Genomic DNA, 17624 nt, shown 5'->3' on the forward strand with positions numbered 1-17624 from the left:
ATTAGCCTAGTTTTATTTTTAGCGCATAGCCCAAGCTGTTGTTTTCTATCTTCTTGGGTAATTTCAATTGCAATCCATGGTCATCCTGCTGGAAATCGACCTGACCAAACCCTAAGATTTCCACTGATTTCACTTTAGCCTTACTTTGGTTCAGGGACTTTACATTGACGATTCCACCCTTAGGTACTACAAGAGCCATCGCATATACAAAATCATTCTTTTGGGTAAACCAAAAATCCGAAGCGGTAAAAGATGCCTTAAATCCTTCTCTCTCCCGTTGTTCGGTATCCGTTATCCGAATTGCTGTAGGCCCCTCATGTGCAGTGGTCCATGGGGATGTCCCATAAATCGCTTCACCATTGAGTCGCAACCATTTCCCTAATATAGCAAGATTTTTCTTTACCGGCACAGGGACATTCCCCTGCGCATCGGGTCCAATATTGAGCATATAGTTACCACCTTTACTGACAATTTCCAAAAGCCAATAGCGCAATTCGTCTACATTTTTCCAATCATGATCGTAGGATTTATAGCCCCAGGAATGATTGAATGTCCCGATGGCTTCCCAAGGTTGGTTAAAATGTTCCGAAGGATCTGGAATCCGATTATCTCCTGGAATGGCATAATCGCCCATGCCATTGCCAATCCGTTCTGAGACAATAACATGTGGATTGCAATCATAAACGGTTTTATAGAACCGAAAGCTTTGTTCTGCAGTCATCAGTCCCGGCATATCAAACCAGATATATTTCAGCTGTTTGAACCGCGTCAAAATTTCCTTTACCTGAGGAATTGCTTTTTCGTTGAGATACGAAGCAAAGGAATTTTTACTGGGATCCCAAAGATTGGCACCAAAAGCATCGGTTTTGGTATGGGCAAGATCATGCTGTGCCTTCGTTACCTTATATTGCGCGTCGCTACCATCCCTCCAATCGATATTCTGTGAATAATAGACACCAAAATCGAGTTTATGCCGAAGACAGGCATCATACAGTTCCTGAATGATATCGCGTTTAAAGGGTGTAGCCTGTATGCTATTGAATGAACTGACCTTTGAACCATATAGCGCAAATCCATCGTGATGTTTACTTGTCACAACAAGATATTTCATCCCGGCATCCTTGGCCATTTTAACAATGTTATCGGCATCAAAAGATTGAGGCGAAAATTGGTTTGCTAATTTGGCATAGGTTGACCGTGGAATTTTTGCGACCAATTGAATCCATTCGGCGACACTAGGACTCCCTAAATCTTCTATTCTCTGACCATTCCATATACCTGCTGGGATCGCATACAGTCCCCAATGGATAAATAGACCAAACTTTTGTTGCTGAAAGTCTTGGAGTGCCCGTGCTTTCTGTTTATTCATCTCCTGCCATTTCTTCATTAGCTGTGCAAGTCGATGTCTTCGCTTGTTCCATCGCGTCAAGGCTTCTAAATAATAATAGTCTGCATACACCAAAGGCACATCAATTTCTCCTTTATGTGGAATACTGCCCACACTATGTTTTAAAATAAACAGACCATTCCCTCCAACTTCACTAGCGTACTTTGGCGAGCCCAATGATCGCAAAATCTTTTCAGCCAGATCCAAATAATCCTGCTGTTGTCCCGGCTCCATATATTCAACCAATTCCAAAAGTGCCGATGCAGTGACAGCAGCAGCGGATGCATCCCGCGGGGTAGTGCCAAAATCTTCTTTTCGATAGTCCCAGTTTGGAATAAACCCCGCTTGATCGACATCAAAGTCCCACAAGGGAACTCCATCATCAGGCAAGCGCGGGTGCCGTGCATAAAAGTCTGCCATTTTTAGAGCAGCCTGTAAAAACTTAGGATCCTTCGTTTCACGGTACATCACAACAAATCCATACAATCCCCAAGCTTGCCCTCTCGCCCAGGCGGAATTGTCCGAAAAGCCCTGAGCAGTCTCCCTGCTCAATACAGCACCCGTATTGGGATCATAGGTAACCACATGGTAAGAACTGTAATCCGGTCGGTATTGATTTTTCAACGTCGTTTCTGCATGTCGAATAGCGGCATTCCGATAAACAGAATTGCCAGATAATTTGGAAGCCAAAAAAAGAAGTTCCAAATTCATCATATTGTCGATAATGACTGGGAATTCATATTTATGCTTACCGTCCCAAGAAGAAAATGTATTCCAAGACTTGATCGCTCCAACCTTTGGATTGAAACGTGTCAATAAAGATTTGGCACTCTGGATCAAGATCGATTTGAAGGTGGTGTCACCCGTCAACCGATAGGCATTGCCATAACTGCAGTTCATTACGAAACCAATATCGTGGTGATGCGTATTAAATTGATTTTGACGTAATGAATTCGTCCATTTTAATGCAGCGTCCCGCCATTGATCATCGCCTGTATACTCAAAAACATACCAAAGACAGCCCGGCCAAAAGCCACCAGTCCAATCCCGGATATCAGTAAACGTTGTTTTTCCATTATGATCTGCCGATCGTGGATACTTACTCAGATCTTTATGATCTTGATACAGCAATGCATACTGTCGTTCGGCCAAATCAAATCCCTTTTTTACGATATCGCTTGTATCCGCACGTAGGAGAAAAGGATAAAAAAAGGTCAAAAAATAAATAAAGTATAAGCTATATCTAAAAAAAATCATGTTTAGGTTCATTTTATACTCATAAAAAACTAATCGATCCAACCCGGGTTTTGCACCAGATTCACATTCATCTGTATTTCTGAAGTCGGAATAGGCCATACCGTTAAGAAATCACCTTTATAGCTATAGTTTCCAACATTTGTCCCCCAGACCTGCTTACGTCCATTGCCTGCTTGAAATACCGTCTCTTTCCAGGTTCTCCATCGTAACTCGTCAAAGTAATTAATCCCCTCATTCGGGAACTCCACACGACGTTCATTCCGAATGCGTGTACGTAAATCTTCTTTTCCGCCAACAGTGGTTGCTGCATTTGAATTTAACAGTGCAACACCTGCCCTTTGTCGTACTTCGTTGACTTTAGCAATGGCCTCATTCAGTTTACCATCTTCATTCAAGGCCTCGGCCCACATCAATAAAACATCAGCATAGCGAAAAATCGGAAAATCGATAGGTCCATAATTACGATCCACAAGCTCGTTGACTCCTTCAGCAACAAATTTTCGATAGAAATAGAAGAAATTGATCTGCGTATCACTCTGAATATCGCCGTCTACCTGTGCCTGCCCACGAAATGGCCAGCGCATAAATTGAAGACTTTCAACATTCGTAAAATTATAGGCACCCCTAAAAGTCGAATAAGGCGTCACGACATTGGCCTGCAAACGGGGATCGCGATTTTCATAGGCCTTTTTGATGCGCTCCTCATTGCCTTGGGGCAGATAAAGGCTCATTTTTGCACCTCTTAATACCGCAGCTGCCTTCTCCGCATCTGTCAAGTTGTTACGTAGAAAAAAGACCTCCCTTTCATTTTCGGTTAAACTGCTGTATCCTGGAATAATTTTATCCCATTCAAACTTAGAGCCATCGTTATTTTCGTATAGATCAACCAAGTGTGGTGAAGGCATATAGTAATTCCAGCCTCGCGAATAGACCGAGGGCCAACCGCAAAATAGCTGCATATTATTCCCATATCCCTGTTCACTGCGATGCTGAATGGAAAAAATCATCTCAGGACACTGCTCATTGGCCTCCTTAAACAAAGCTTTATAATCGCCGAACAGGGTGTGGCCAGCATCTTTTACTTTTTGAAAATCAGCCGCTGCTTTTGCCCAATCCTTTCGATAAAGATAAACTTTACCCCGTAAGGCATAGGCTGCCGCTTTAGTTGCATGTCCATAATTTGCATTACCCGCGGGATAACGATCGGGGAAATTGCTTTCAGCAATACAATCGTTCAGGTCAGCCAATATTTGATTCCAAACCTCCTCTTCCGAACTACGTCCTTTAATGGCCTCCGCCGCTGTAAAGGGCTCGAGATAAATGGGTACTCCTTTGTAGAGTTGGTTAAGTCGAAAGTAAAAATAAGCGCGCAGAAATTTAGCTTCCGCAATATATTTTGCTTTCTTTTCTGCTGTCGACGGTGATTTTATGGGAATATTCTTTAAGGCGTCGTTTGCACGCTGAATACCTTCGTATTGAATTTTCCAAACGTTCAAAAATAAGGGGTCTCCCGCGGTAATGGTTCCCGTCAATAAGGGTTCATCAAAACGTGCCTGCCCCGTATAGGAAAACCGATCAAACTGATACAGTTCATAGGGTGAGATCAGTCCACTATGCCCCATCAGGAGCCTAAACGAACTATAGATTCCCGCAACGCCCAAATCTGTTAAATTGTCGGTTGTCCACATCGTTGCCGTGGAAACCGATGAATATGGAGAGGTATCCAAAAGATCTTTTTTGCACCCTACTATACCTGTTAGCAATACAATCGCTAGAAATTTTTTCATCTTTTTCATGGTGTTCATTTAGATTAAAAGGTTAGATTCAAACCCAATGAATATTGACGCATCGTTGGGTAGTTGACGACAGACGAGTTGATCAGCGAAGGATCATTGCTCGCAGGTCCAATTTCCGGATCCAGTCCAGGGAACTTGGTCCATGTCAACAGGTTTTCACCAGCTAAATAAATCCGAAGTTTAGCGATTGAGAAACGTTTTGCTATGCTTTCAGGAAGGGTGTAGCCTAACTGAAGATTTCTCAGCTTCACAAAAGACGCATTATACAAATAATAATCGCTGGTACGTCCATTCTGTGCATCGGTCACCCCTTTTAAGCGTGGATAATAGCCATCTATCCGATTGTTGGGATCCGAAGGATTCGCGGCATTATAATAATAATGGTTGTTAGCGACCAATGCCGGGACTGATTTCCCCTGTGCGACGATAGAGGAATTGAGATAAAGTTCATTCCAATAATACGACATACCTGAAGAAGCGGACCAGATCATGGACGCATCAAATCCTTTATAGGCCATGTTGATACTAAGACCATAATTGAATGCTGGTGTTGCCCTTTTGCGCATAAACTTTTGGTCATAGACATTTCCATAAACACCGTCACCGTTCATATCCGAATAAATCAAGTCGCCATACCAGATCTTGGTAGGATCTATCCCGTCGGCGGGCTGAAATGAATAGCCTGCAGCGACCATAGCCTTCAACCATTCCATATCCTGTTCTGTCCGGATCATTCCGTCGCGAGGTCCACCATTTTTATCAACGGAGCCATCCGCTAAGAAGTGGCTTCCTGAGCCACGGTATACGTTGTATAAATAGAATTCATTGATTTCGTGGCCTTCCAGAATCCGTTGGTTTACTCCATTAGAAACCATACCGATATTGGACTGGTAAACCCGATTACCGGCGGCATCAGTGACATACCCCTCCGACAATGCTCCTTTATATTTTTCGACACGATTGGTATTATAGGCGAAGTTGGCTGATACGCCATATTTAAAATCGTTGATTTTATCTTGGTATCCCAGCGTCAATTCAAGCCCTCGTTTGCTCACTTCGGCAATGTTCATCGTCGCTGCTGTAGCGGTACCTGTGGTCGCCGGAATAGTCGGGACGTATAGTATTCCATCCGTGTAAGCGCGATAGGCATCAAATTCGACGGTCAATTTATTTCTCCATGCTGTCGCTGTAAAGCCTACATTTGTCGTAGTGGTGGTTTCCCAATGCAACAGGTCATTTCCTAGTTTAGTCTGCGCCAAACCACGAACAGCCTGGTTATTGAATGAATAGTTTACAGTACCGTACGAGGGCAGATGATCATAATTACCCGGGGATGCATTATTTCCGGTTTTCCCCCAGGAGGCCCTTATCCGCAAATCATTCAGAAAAGACTTAAGTGGACGCATAAACGATTCCTCCGAAATACGCCATCCTGCGGAGAAGGCCGGAAAGAAGCCCCAGCGCTTGGCGGTTCCAAAGCGTGATGATCCATCGTACCGTAACACCGCTTCGGCCAGGTATTTATTATCGTAAGCATAATTGGCGCGACCAAAAAAGGAACGTAAACCGTAGTCGAGCTCATCACCTGTGATAGAACTCATTGTTGTTGCCGAATTAAATGTCGTCAAGTCGGGGTGTACAAGTCCCAGTTTAGCCGCCCCTATATTATATTGGTTAAAATACTGTTCGTTATAGCCCAAGATACCGCCAACGTCGTGTTTACCAAAAGATCCTGAATAACGTAATACATTATCAATAATCACATTGTAGCTCTTGGTAAGGCCATATTGGGTTGTAATTTGTCCCGACGAAAGCGCAGCTGTACTCAATTTGTTGGTTGCAAAATTCCATTTTTCATAAGGCACCTGATGGGAGTTGGTTTCGGTATACGCATAATTGTAATTTACCTTAGATTCAAACTCCAACCCCTTCATTAAATTTAACTTTGCAAATATTGTGGTGTTGAATCGGTTGACCTGGTTCTTCCCTCCCATTCCATTTAGAAAAGCTAGGGCATTGTTTGCGGTTGCCGATTCTTCGGCGGCAGCCGGAAAACCATAAGCGCCATTGTAATAAGGATAAACTCCGGGCACAGTCTGTGTCAGGTAAGAATATGCAGTTACTACATCGGCCACACTCAAATTCTGCATATCGCCAAAGGTCTGGGTACCCACCGTTAAAAACTTGGCAACTTTCGATTGTAGATTAATACGCATGCGTATCTTGTCGGCTCCAGTTTCGGGCATGGTCCCCGGGTTGTTGAAATAACCTACTGAAAAGAGGTATTGCGTGTTCTCACTCCCACCATTTAAGGATAGATTGTGATTTTGTAAGAGTTTGCGTTGTCCAAAAAGCACATCTCCCCAATTGGTATTGGGATACGCAACTCCATTGGGAATCCCAAATTCGGTCAATCCATTCGGATTTTTCTTCGCTTCTTCCCAGAGATTGATTGTTGCATCCGTATATACGGCCGCCTGCCCCAGATTCTTGAACCCTTCATTCACAAGGCGCATATGCTGCGCGTAGTCGGTAATAAATTCGGGTACATTATTGGGCCGTAGCATCGAAACCATTCCCGAATAGGATACATTATTTTTTCCCTTTGATCCTTTTTTTGTCGTAATTAAAATAACTCCATTTGAACCCAATGATCCATAAATTGCCGCTGTTGCCGCATCTTTCAAAATGGAAATCGATTCTACATCATTGGGATTGACAGCATCCATGGATCCGACAATACCATCGATCACCACCAAGGGTGAGGTATTGTTTAAAGTTCCCTTTCCCCGGATCAGGATATTAGCGCCATCTGCCCCCGGTTTTCCGGTTGTGGTCTGTACGTTAACCCCCGCCGCAAGTCCGGCCAGAGAAGAGCTAAGTGTAGCCGTTGATCTGTTTTCCACCGAACTTCCGTTCACGGTCGATACAGCACCAATCACATTTGCGCGTTTCTGACTTCCGTACCCGACAACAACCACCTCGTCTAGACCACTGACAAGCTCTTGAAGCACAATACTCAATTCTTCATTGCCGGTGACACTCTTTTCTAGACCTTGGTAACCGACGTTTGAAACTACCAAGGTTGCATTGGTAGTTGGTAACTGGATGGTAAATTTCCCATCTTGATCTGTCACCGTGGAGATATTGGTTCCTTTCACGGTAACGGTCGTTCCTACCAGGGCCTGTCCTTTGCCATTAACGACTTTACCGGCAATGCCCCGCTGCAGGACTTCTTTGTGTTCGGGAATTAATGGATTTCTTTTGGGTTTTATCACGATCACCTCATCTTTTTTGATCCATTCCAGATCCAGAGGTGCTACGATAGCATTTAATGCATCTTCCAATTTGGCATGCTGTATATTGACTGACAAGCGAGTCTGTGCCAGCGACTTGCCATTTAAGAAAAAATTGACGCCACTCTGCTTTTGGAGATCGCGCATCACCTGATTTAAGGTGACGTGCTTAGCGGTTAAGTTTATGGTTTGCGCATTTCCTTCTGCAAACAGCTGCATTGCAGTCAGTAAAGAAATGAGTACGATTAATTTCATAATCAGTATACTTCGTAAAGTTAAACTCCACGGGTGTAGCCTAACAAATGGATAAAAAATCATATGTTTGTACGGTTTGTATGTTATTTATAAATGGTTATCAAAAATTTGCCTTTGGGCAACACTTGTAAGTATATGCATCCAATTTAAGGCAGTGCCCCCCAGCACTGCCCTTTTTGTGTTGCTTATACCTTTCTCCAGCTCAAGAAGAGTCTATAGTCATTTCTTTTTTCATCAATATTTAAGGTTTTATTGCAATGGTGTCACCAATAAGATATTTTTTTCCTGACCTTTACTCAACTCAAAATGCAACCCACCTTCTTCCAATACATCGAGTACGTCACGGAGTGACTTGTTTCGTTTGATACGACCATAGAAATGCGTTTGTGGCACTTCGCCCTTGTACCTCACTTCTACATTATACCAGCGACCAATCTGCTGCAATGCATCCGACACCGGTGTTTCGTCAAAATAAAACAAGCCATCTTTCCAGGCAGTGAACGGCGCTGTATCTACATTTGCAACTTGTATATTTCCATTATTAGTATTAGTCGATTGCTGACCGGGTTGAAGGTATATTGCCTGTGAAGCGCGATTATCGTTTGATAATTTGACCTTCCCTGTGATTAAAGTTGTCTTAATAGCCGTATTTTCCGGATAAGCATTCACATTGAATGTTGTCCCAAGCACCTCAATTTCCTGCCCTTTACTGTGTATTTTGAAAGGTCTCGAGCTATCTTTGGTCACCTCGAAAAAGGCCTCTCCCAACAGGATAACTTTTCGTTCATTTTTGGCAAAGGCCATCGGATATTTTAGCGAAGAGGCCGCATTAAGCCATACTTTTGTTCCATCAGGTAAAGTAATTTGATACATCCCCCCCAGCGGTGTGGTCAACTCCAACATCGCCTTGCTTGGATCCATTTGCTGGCCTTGTTTACTTAAGGCATCAGCGATAGATTGCCCATTTTCGTAGGTGATATTTTCCCCCATGACAATCCCCGAAGCCTGCTTATCGAGTTCCAAAACTGTACCATCTGCCAAGCGAAGAATGGCACTGTTTCCGCCAGGCTGTACAGCATCATCCTTTGTATCTTCCAGTCTAGCGAGATTCCTGTCCGCCAGGGTATGACTCGTCTGCTGTTGCCAAAATATTACTGAAAAAACAAAGAGCAATAGACAGGCCGCTGCAGCCCAATAGGGCCATCGTATGGAGATAATGGTTTTCTTCTGGATCGGCATACGATCTTCCCCTCCTTTTTCCAATAAGTTATCGTTATCTTCTTTTCCTTGCTGGATTTGTTTTTTGATGGTTTCGAGTATTATTTTCAATCTCGATTCCTCCATTTTACCAACAGACGAAGGCCGTAGTAAACTAGCGACTAGCGCCTGATCGATCGCATCCTGCTCACTGGTGTCAGTAGTAGAAAGCGCTTGCTGTAGCCATTCGATCTCCTCAAGCGAACAGTTCCCTTCTTGATATTTTTGAAGTAATTGGCCTATTTTAGATTTATTGGTCTCCACTGAGCTGTATTTTAAAGTAAATACACACAGCATGAAATAAAGGTCTGCTCTAAAAAATTTTTTTTTTATTTAGCCGAATAGAGAAGCAATGCCAATAACAATGATGAAAATCCACTATCCTGCAATGCGCCACTTCGGATAAACTTATTTGCTTTGACAATATGGTCGCGAACTGTCGCAATGGAAATCCCCATTTCTTCGGCGATCTCTTGATAACTTTTACCCTCCAGCTTGGACAGCCTGAATATTTTTTGGCGTTGTTTGGGCAATTTGCTCAGTAATTCCTCGACCAGGACCAAGGCTTCCTTTGAATCCAGCACTTTATCAATGGTATTCTCGGATTCCACTACCCCATAGGCGAGCTGGATCTCGGATTCCATTTCCAATTTCAACCTTCGTTTGAAATTAAACGTAATATTACGTGAACAGGTAAACAGAAATGCGGCGAAAGATTGTTCAGGATTTATTTTTGTTCTATTTTCCCAAATACGTAGAAAAACATCCTGAAGTAAATCTTCAGCGATAGTTTCATCTTTCAAAAACCTAAGAATATTGGCGTAAATAATCTGGCTATAGCGATGGTACAAAATATCAAAGGCCTGGATATCTCCATAGTGAAGTTGGCACAAGAGTTCCTTCTCAGGCAGATTTTGATCGATGTCCATAATTGATTATTCTAGGCATGAAGTTAATTACTTCGCTGCAATAATTCAAATCAAATTTCTGAAGCCCAGTAAACTTATTGTATTTTTTTCTTAATTTGCAGGAGCTAATCCCCCCATAGCTGCGCAATCAATTGATAAACGTATCCATTTAAAACATGCAAAATTTTAGATATTATTTTCGGAAGCTCAGCCGTTCGACAGCTCAATGTATTAAAATAGGGTCAACCTTGATTCTGATCTATTTTTTTACGGCTTCTTCTCCCTGCCATGCCCAATCTCTTATGCACCCGAATGCACAGATTAAGTTTGTAAAATCGCAGATCAGCAAAAAATCCGAACCGGTATATACGGCGTACAAGCAATTGATTACGCTGGCCGATTCTCTTTTATTGACCAATCATCATGCTGTCGAAGATTTTAGCGTCCCTGGCTTTTATAGCGATAAAGAAGGCCAACGTGCCATGGCAAAAAAACTCCACACAGACGCTTTTGCCGCCTATTGTACGGCCCTCGCCTATACGTTGAACGGGGAGCAGAAATATGCCCAAAAAGCCCTTTACTTCATGAATGCTTGGGCCACCATCAATAAAAAATATTCCCAGTTTGACGGACCAGTTGTACTTTCTTATGCTGGTGCCGGATTAATGATTGCAGCAGAGCTGCTCAAAAACGATCCGCTCTGGGCAGAAAACGATCTTAATCACTTTAAAAGCTGGACGATCAGCGTCTATCAAAAAGCGACACATTTCTTACGTGAAAGGCCAAATAATATTGCTGATTGGGCAAGGTTTGCAAATTTGCTTTCGGCCAATTTTCTTGATGACCCAAAAGAGCTCGCCTTCACCATATCATTGATTAAAGGCGATCTTTTTGAAAAAATCGCAGCGGATGGTCACCTCATTGAGGAAGTAAAACGAGGAGAAAAAGGTTTATGGTACACCTATTTCTCGTTGGCCCCATTAACAGCCTCCATGTGGTGTATACGTCAGGTGACGGGCGAGAACCTGTTTGCAGCCACGAAGGATGGGAAATCGATCAAAAAGGCCCTAGATTACTTATATTATTACAATCAACATCCTACAGCATGGCCCTGGTTTAAAAATCCTGACGTAGACATTCACAACATAACGGTAGGCGTCTGGCCTTCCAACCTACTTGAAGCCATGAAGGATATTTATCAGACGGCTGAATATGATTCGTATCTCTCGATTTACCGTCCAATTATCTACAAAAAGAATCATTTTGCCTGGACTTTCCCGACATTAATGCCGGTATACTTGAATCAGGCCAATAATATAGAATAGTATAAACCATAAAGCGATCCTTCGTGAAAACGAGGATCGCTTTAATCGTGTAAATTGGGGTTCTATCTCTTAAATCCAGCAATACCGAGCTCTTGAAACTCCAGCTTTTTATTCCCCACGATACGCACCTTGGTTATCGGTCTGTTCGGAAAAAATAAACTAGTCATTACCGTTAGTCCCCCATCTGCAAAAAGCTCTACAGAGCTCACATCAACATACAAGCTGAAAGAGAGTGTTCCGTTATTCAGCAGGCGTTGTGCTGAAGCTATCTTTGGGAATTCCTCGTTAAACGACACTTCCCCGGACTTAGAACGATCAATATAATAGGCATTTTGATCTTCACGATAACCAATAACCAATTCGTCACCAGATTCATTTGATAAGATCACTTTGAAAGACTGTTGCTTCAAATCTTTGAGGTCCAAACGGTACGCTTGCGGGAGATGTTGCTCGAACGAAACTTCCTTCGTTCCGCCGCCATGGTACTTTTTAAGCGGTCGAAATGCAGTTTCAATTTCTTTGGGCGCAGTACTTGCAACGTAGAACGACTGTCCAATTTTATCCAACGATAAAACACGTGGTATGGTTGAGGAGGAGCGCCATTTTGTGGTAGGAACCACATTGGCATATTGCCAGTTGCTCATCCAGCCAATCATCAGGTGCCTATCCCCCAGGTTGCTCCAAGTTACACCGGCATAATTATCGGGTCCCCAATCCAGCCACTTTATTTTGGTATCTTCTGTGTGGAACTGATGTCCATCAAAGTCACCCACAAAATATTGTGTTACGGAACCACCGTTGGGCCCACCTGGATTGATACTGACCAACAAGACCCACTTTGTAACTCCTTTGTAGTCCATGGGAATAAGATCGGGGCATTCCCAGACGCCTCCATGGGCTCCCACCTCTTTACCAAACTCACTTTCCTTCTGCCATGTTTTCAAATCTTTGGAAGAATAGAAAGTAATACAATCTTTTGTAGCTAAGGTCATAATCCAACGTTGGCTATGCGCATGCCACATCACCTTTGGATCCCTGAAATCCCATATGCCAGGGTTTGGTAATACTGGATTGCCTTTATATTTTGTCCAGGTAAGACCCTTATCTAAACTATAAGCCAAACTTTGATTTTGATGCAATCCCGTTTTCCGATCCTCTTCCTGATGATTGTGATGGGTAAAAATGGCGACCATAGCATCTTTCCCAAACCCTGCGGTGTTGTCTTTATCGATCACAGCGCTACCTGAGAAAATAGTTCCCAAACTGTCGGGGTACAATGCGATCTTCTGCTCGTCCCAATGGATCAAATCTTTACTGATCGCATGGCCCCAATGCATTGGTCCCCAAACGGGCTTTTCGGGATTATGCTGAAAAAAAAGATGATAATTACCGTTCAAATAGACCAGCCCATTGGGGTCGTTCATCCAGCCCTGCTGTGGAGTAAAATGGTAAAGTGGGCGATATTTTTCTTCAGCATCCCGTTGTTTTTGCTGTCCCATCTGGGCCAGACTTGTACCGACAATACTTAGCAAGAACATCGTAAGTCCGTATTTTTTTAATCTTATCATTTTTCTTTTGTTTACGTTTATAATCCGATTATTGTTCGCTTCAATAAGCAAATATCTTATAAATTATCAGGAAGATTTTTCAACTTTCAACCCATTCACTGTAACAGTTCCCTGATCCACAAAAATAGTCCATGGATTTTGATCCATTTTATAGATCCGGTTGGTAAAAGCAACACGATCATTCACATACACGACACAGATAGACTTTTCAATACTAATTTTCAGATTAAAAATCCGATTGGTCGGTACGGTGAGTGGTGTAAAATTGAGTGCTGTTTTACTTCCGCCACCATTTCGAGCCTCCTTATTCATAAGCAGGGCCGGCATATTCCAACGATTGGATGAAGTCAGGTCAAAAGCAATGCTATACACTTCGGTAGGATCATCACATGCTCCAAATGAAAAACCAAATTGATTGGATTGCGAAGCATCAATAGTCATTGTCATTTTTACGGTCGACGTATTTCGGTTAAACAGCGCATAGCTTCTTCCCCCTGATTGAGCTGACAAACGATAGGTTTTATTCGACTCAGAAACTTGACCAACGCTGCTCAGTTTTTCAAAGGCGACTTCTTTATTTAATTTGCTGTTTAGGGCCTCCGGAATTTTAGGATACAACTGTCCTGACGTTCCCTGAACCAACTGATGGGAAATTAGATTTCCAGCCCAGGGCAGTTCGTTGTTATTATTGACGGTTTGTCCCGTTGAACACCAACCCGAAAGATAACGTGTTGTACCATCGCTAGCCGTCTTGCCAGCATAGAGATAAAGTCCATCAAAGGTTTCATGATGTCCTTCGGCATCCCGACAGATCATCCAGGGACCATCCGGAGAATCCGCAATACGATAAAATGTCTTGCGATGTTCATCCCGGTTGATCCGCGAAAACAACAGATACCACTTATTGCCCATTTTAAATAGATCCGGGCATTCCAATAGTTCAGCATCTGTTTCGATGCCATATTTTTCCACTGTCCCTGTCGTCGCAACGAGCGGTTCAATCATCGACCAACTGCTTAAATCGGTTGACTGATAACGTGCAAGGATTCCTTTTCCGTCTTTTCGCGTCGTGACTAGCATCACGTAGGCATTACGGCCTTCATCCCAATAAACGTGCGGATCCCGAAAATTATTTCGATCATAGCCCACCGCAGCCTGCAGTGCCATAGCTGGTTGCTTGGTCCAATTCATTAAATCAGTGGAGGTAGCCAACATGATCTTTTCTGCTGGAGTAAAAACACTGTTATGACCTGTATAGAAACAGTAATACACTGTTCCTTTTTTGATAAAACTTCCTGTTCCGATCCATTCATCCTGACTCCCCACAGCGCCCGATGACAATACTTCGGTATAGCCCTCAAATGTTCCAAAGTCACTTGTTCGCGTGCTATAAATCGGGTGCCTGTTGGCGTTCTCATAGAGATAAAACAAGTAGAACTTTTTATCGCTGGCATTGTAATAAGGCATGGGATCGCCCACAAACCCCTGCTGAGGCCTATAGAATCGTTGATATGGGCCAGCCGCCTGCCCCGAAATACAAGCCGTAGAACTGTCCACAGGTTGTATTGTTATGGGCTTATCTACCACTGTCGAACGCTCGTCGCTATTCTTGCAACTTGTCAACAAGCTGAGCAAGAATACTGTCGGAAGCAAATACATTTTTGGTCTCATGATTTAAATCTTTCTATTAATCCCTTATAATCTATCATCGCTTGTTTTATTTGTATTCGATCATTCTTTAGGTAATGCTTTCAATTCGTCCCAGTACATCCGTTGGGTAGGAAATGCCACGGGCTGTCCATTAGGATGCTCATGCGGCATCACAAGTATATTGTTGATGATAGCCTTTCTTCCAGCAGGAATCTGAAAAACCAACTCTTGCCACTCCCCAACGTGCTCCTTTGCATAATTAGCCCGCAACCAATCTTTTTGCTGTTCACCATCCGATTGAATCTCCAATTGTACATCTCCCGCTACATCCTTCAATATCATAATGGAAAAACGGCCATATTCTGCCGGATTGATAGTCACTTTATTTGCATTCCACAGCGCACCACCATGCCAGCCTTCGCCCGTTTTATTATCCCGGACAAAAGACGCACAGAACGGTGTTGCATTAATTCCCGTAGTTTTCGGGTTGGGATAAGGTGAATCTACGGCGCTCACCCCTAACCCGTCGAAATGTGGAACGCTTGTTTCGCCATTATAAATCATCAGGATCTGTTTGGGTTCCGTGCCCAAAATCGCTGTTACCGTATACTGGAACGTCTGCCCCATATACGCAAGGCTGTATTTTATCGGAGAACTTAAATCCACGGGGCCACTCTGATTGGGCGTTATGCTCGCGCCAGCTGTAAATTCTATCGCAGGTGATAAGTTCTTCAGGTCTGTCCCCAGGGGTAGGTAAATTTTAATGCTTTTATTTTTCTGATCGATGATTCCAGCTTTTTCTCCGATATGGAATGCCGTTATTTCCGCTTTGATTTCTTTGACGGTTACTTGATAGGTGTTGAATAGATTTCCATTAAACACGCGGTAAGTAATTGGTGTTGTTCCAGAAAATGAAAAGTTCTGGGCGATACCTGAAGCTGGAGAAACCTTGGCGTTATTGGGCAATTCAATCGTCGGAGCCACCGCTGAAAGATCTGTGCCTTCAGGAACCATGACAAGAATGGTACCTTTTGCCGGATCTATTTTTCCAGCGGTATTACCGACCTTGAAGGAAAGTACCTCTACATCTGCGTTCAAATTGAGTGTGCTATCGGCATCACGCTTGCAGGCAGCAATAAGCCAGATAAGCAGGATAGTAATCCCTACTTTTATCGTATTTTTTAATGTGTGCATTGGAATAATTGGTTATGCTAATCGTTCAACAATAAATGCTTATTTAATAGCCTGGATTTTGTTTGTACAGATATTTACTTAATCTGATCTGTGCTTCAGGAATCGGCAAGTATTCGTTCCTATCTGCAGTAAAATGTGCCGAAGAATAATAAGATCGACGTGACTTTTCCGCATCATAATAGGCATTCATGGCCTGGTCTGCAATTCCCCAGCGTACAAGATCAAAGAACCTTCCGTTTTCCATCGCAAGCTCCAATCGTCTTTCCCAACGTAACGCCTTCCGGGCATTTTCTTCGTTCCATACAATATTATCTCCATTTTTGTACGTTTCGATCAGGGTTTTATCATTTGCATAGCCCGTAAGTGCAGTGCTATTTTTTGCCCGCGTACGTACTTGGTTTATCAATGGCAGTGCTTCAGCCGAACGATGCAGCTCGATAAGCGCTTCTGCCCGCATCAACAGCACATCGGCAAAGCGCAATACAATTCGATTTTTTGTATTGGCATAGAAAGGTACCATCGGGACAAAACAATCGCAATCGGGATCTACATTCTCTTTCAATGAGGCGTAAACCGAATATTCTGCCGGGTTACGGTTCCAGCTTTCTTCATACGTTCTTTTGCTACTATACTTGTACGGTAAGCCCGGAATTGCAACCGTATGAAATAACCGTGGATCGTACTTTTCTGAGGTATTAAAGCTATTCAACGCATTGTAGTTATCCAGTGGTAGACCTTTACCCGTTGTGCGAAACGCGTTGACAAGGCTTTGACTCGGTTTATTGAAATCACAACAACCTACGCCCATAGGTACTGATAGCACATCAGAAAAATTAACACGCCCAAATTTTGTGCCGTCATCTTTTGAAAACTGAACTGAAAACAGGGCTTCGGTCCCATTTTCATATTTGCCCGGCAAGAAATTAAAAGCAAAGTCGGTTTCCAGCGTATGATTGGATGAAAGTACAACATCCGTATTTTGTACAACCTTTTCCAAATCTCCGGCATCGATGCCCGTCACCACATTACGTTCGGCATTGTCCTGACGGTATCCCTTATAGAGATAGGTTTTGGCAAGATATGCCGCAGCAGCAACACGGTTGGCACGCCCGACCTCCGTTTGTACAGCCGGGAGATGATCTACAGCATACTGAAAATCATCCACAATCTTTTGCCATAGCGCATCGTTGCTCAAGGCCCTATTCGATACGGTTTCATAGCTGTCTACCGCGACATTTTCATCAATATAAGGCACATATTTGAAAAGGATCTTGAGCATAAAGTAAAAATGACCGCGTAGAAAGCGTGCTTCACCCAGCTTTTCTTCCTTCCCATCGAAATTATCCATCTCCTGTATGGTCTTGATCGTGGTATTGGCACGCGAAATCGCAACGTACAACTGAAACCACAATTTATCCAACTCTGCAAAATTGGTTGTAATGTTATTGGAGACCTCCAGGAAATGAAAGGTCTGGATATCCTGTGGTCCCGATCCGCCTTTATAAGCATCGTCCGACCGAACCGTACCATAGGGCCATAAGCTAAAAGGGACATCATAATGATCGTTACTCAATGCCGCATAGGTAGCTGTCAATAATCGTTCAGGCTCCTTAACCTGATCGGAGCTCAGTACACCATTGGGTGTTTGATCTAAAAATTTGGTGCATCCTGGAAGTAGTCCAGCAAGAACCATGAATATCGCTATTTTAGTGGTTATTTTTTTCATCCGTA

The 17624-nt window shown here is 43.1% G+C and carries 10 protein-coding genes; 1 reads left to right on the plus strand and 9 read right to left on the minus strand.

Annotated elements, in window-relative coordinates; genetic code table 11:
• Position 1: 1 nt before the first annotated feature.
• From B3E92_RS14060 to B3E92_RS14080, 5 genes are all read right to left on the minus strand, one after another.
• Positions 2-2644 carry an alpha-L-fucosidase gene (locus tag B3E92_RS14060; protein ID WP_286897285.1) on the minus strand — a complete coding sequence of 881 codons (2643 nt, stop codon included), beginning with the start codon at positions 2642-2644 and terminating at the stop codon, positions 2-4.
• Between the two features lie 29 nt (positions 2645-2673).
• Complete coding sequence (locus B3E92_RS14065; RefSeq protein WP_286897286.1) at positions 2674-4431, minus strand: RagB/SusD family nutrient uptake outer membrane protein; 1758 nt, start codon at positions 4429-4431, stop codon at positions 2674-2676.
• Positions 4432-4454: 23 nt separating this feature from the next.
• Positions 4455-7991 (minus strand): SusC/RagA family TonB-linked outer membrane protein, encoded by a 3537-nt coding sequence (locus B3E92_RS14070; RefSeq protein ID WP_286897288.1) that lies wholly within the window; start codon positions 7989-7991, stop codon positions 4455-4457.
• Positions 7992-8240: 249 nt separating this feature from the next.
• Positions 8241-9512: a FecR family protein gene (locus tag B3E92_RS14075; RefSeq protein ID WP_286897289.1), complete on the minus strand. Its 1272-nt coding sequence runs from the start codon at positions 9510-9512 to the stop codon at positions 8241-8243.
• A gap of 65 nt (positions 9513-9577) precedes the next feature.
• Entirely contained in the window at positions 9578-10177 is a 600-nt protein-coding gene (locus B3E92_RS14080; protein WP_053003692.1) for an RNA polymerase sigma-70 factor, read from the minus strand.
• A gap of 155 nt (positions 10178-10332) precedes the next feature.
• Between B3E92_RS14080 and B3E92_RS14085 the strand changes: the two genes are divergently transcribed.
• Positions 10333-11481, plus strand: coding sequence for an alginate lyase family protein (locus B3E92_RS14085; protein ID WP_286897291.1), 1149 nt, complete (start codon positions 10333-10335; stop codon positions 11479-11481).
• A 62-nt stretch (positions 11482-11543) separates the two neighbouring features.
• Here the strand turns inward: B3E92_RS14085 and B3E92_RS14090 are convergent, their stop codons facing one another.
• The 4 genes from B3E92_RS14090 to B3E92_RS14105 form a co-directional block, all read right to left on the minus strand.
• A complete protein-coding gene (locus B3E92_RS14090; protein ID WP_286897293.1) occupies positions 11544-13049 on the minus strand; it encodes a glycoside hydrolase family 32 protein in 1506 nt (501 codons plus the stop codon).
• 66 nt (positions 13050-13115) lie between these two features.
• Positions 13116-14720, minus strand: coding sequence for a glycoside hydrolase family 32 protein (locus B3E92_RS14095; RefSeq protein ID WP_286897295.1), 1605 nt, complete (start codon positions 14718-14720; stop codon positions 13116-13118).
• A 60-nt stretch (positions 14721-14780) separates the two neighbouring features.
• Positions 14781-15893: a hypothetical protein gene (locus B3E92_RS14100; RefSeq protein ID WP_070567410.1), complete on the minus strand. Its 1113-nt coding sequence runs from the start codon at positions 15891-15893 to the stop codon at positions 14781-14783.
• A 43-nt stretch (positions 15894-15936) separates the two neighbouring features.
• Complete coding sequence (locus B3E92_RS14105; protein WP_239468727.1) at positions 15937-17619, minus strand: RagB/SusD family nutrient uptake outer membrane protein; 1683 nt, start codon at positions 17617-17619, stop codon at positions 15937-15939.
• Positions 17620-17624: the final 5 nt, after the last annotated feature.

The organism is Sphingobacterium sp. UBA6317 (assembly GCF_002440385.1).
Taxonomy (GTDB): Bacteria; Bacteroidota; Bacteroidia; order Sphingobacteriales; family Sphingobacteriaceae; genus Sphingobacterium; species Sphingobacterium multivorum.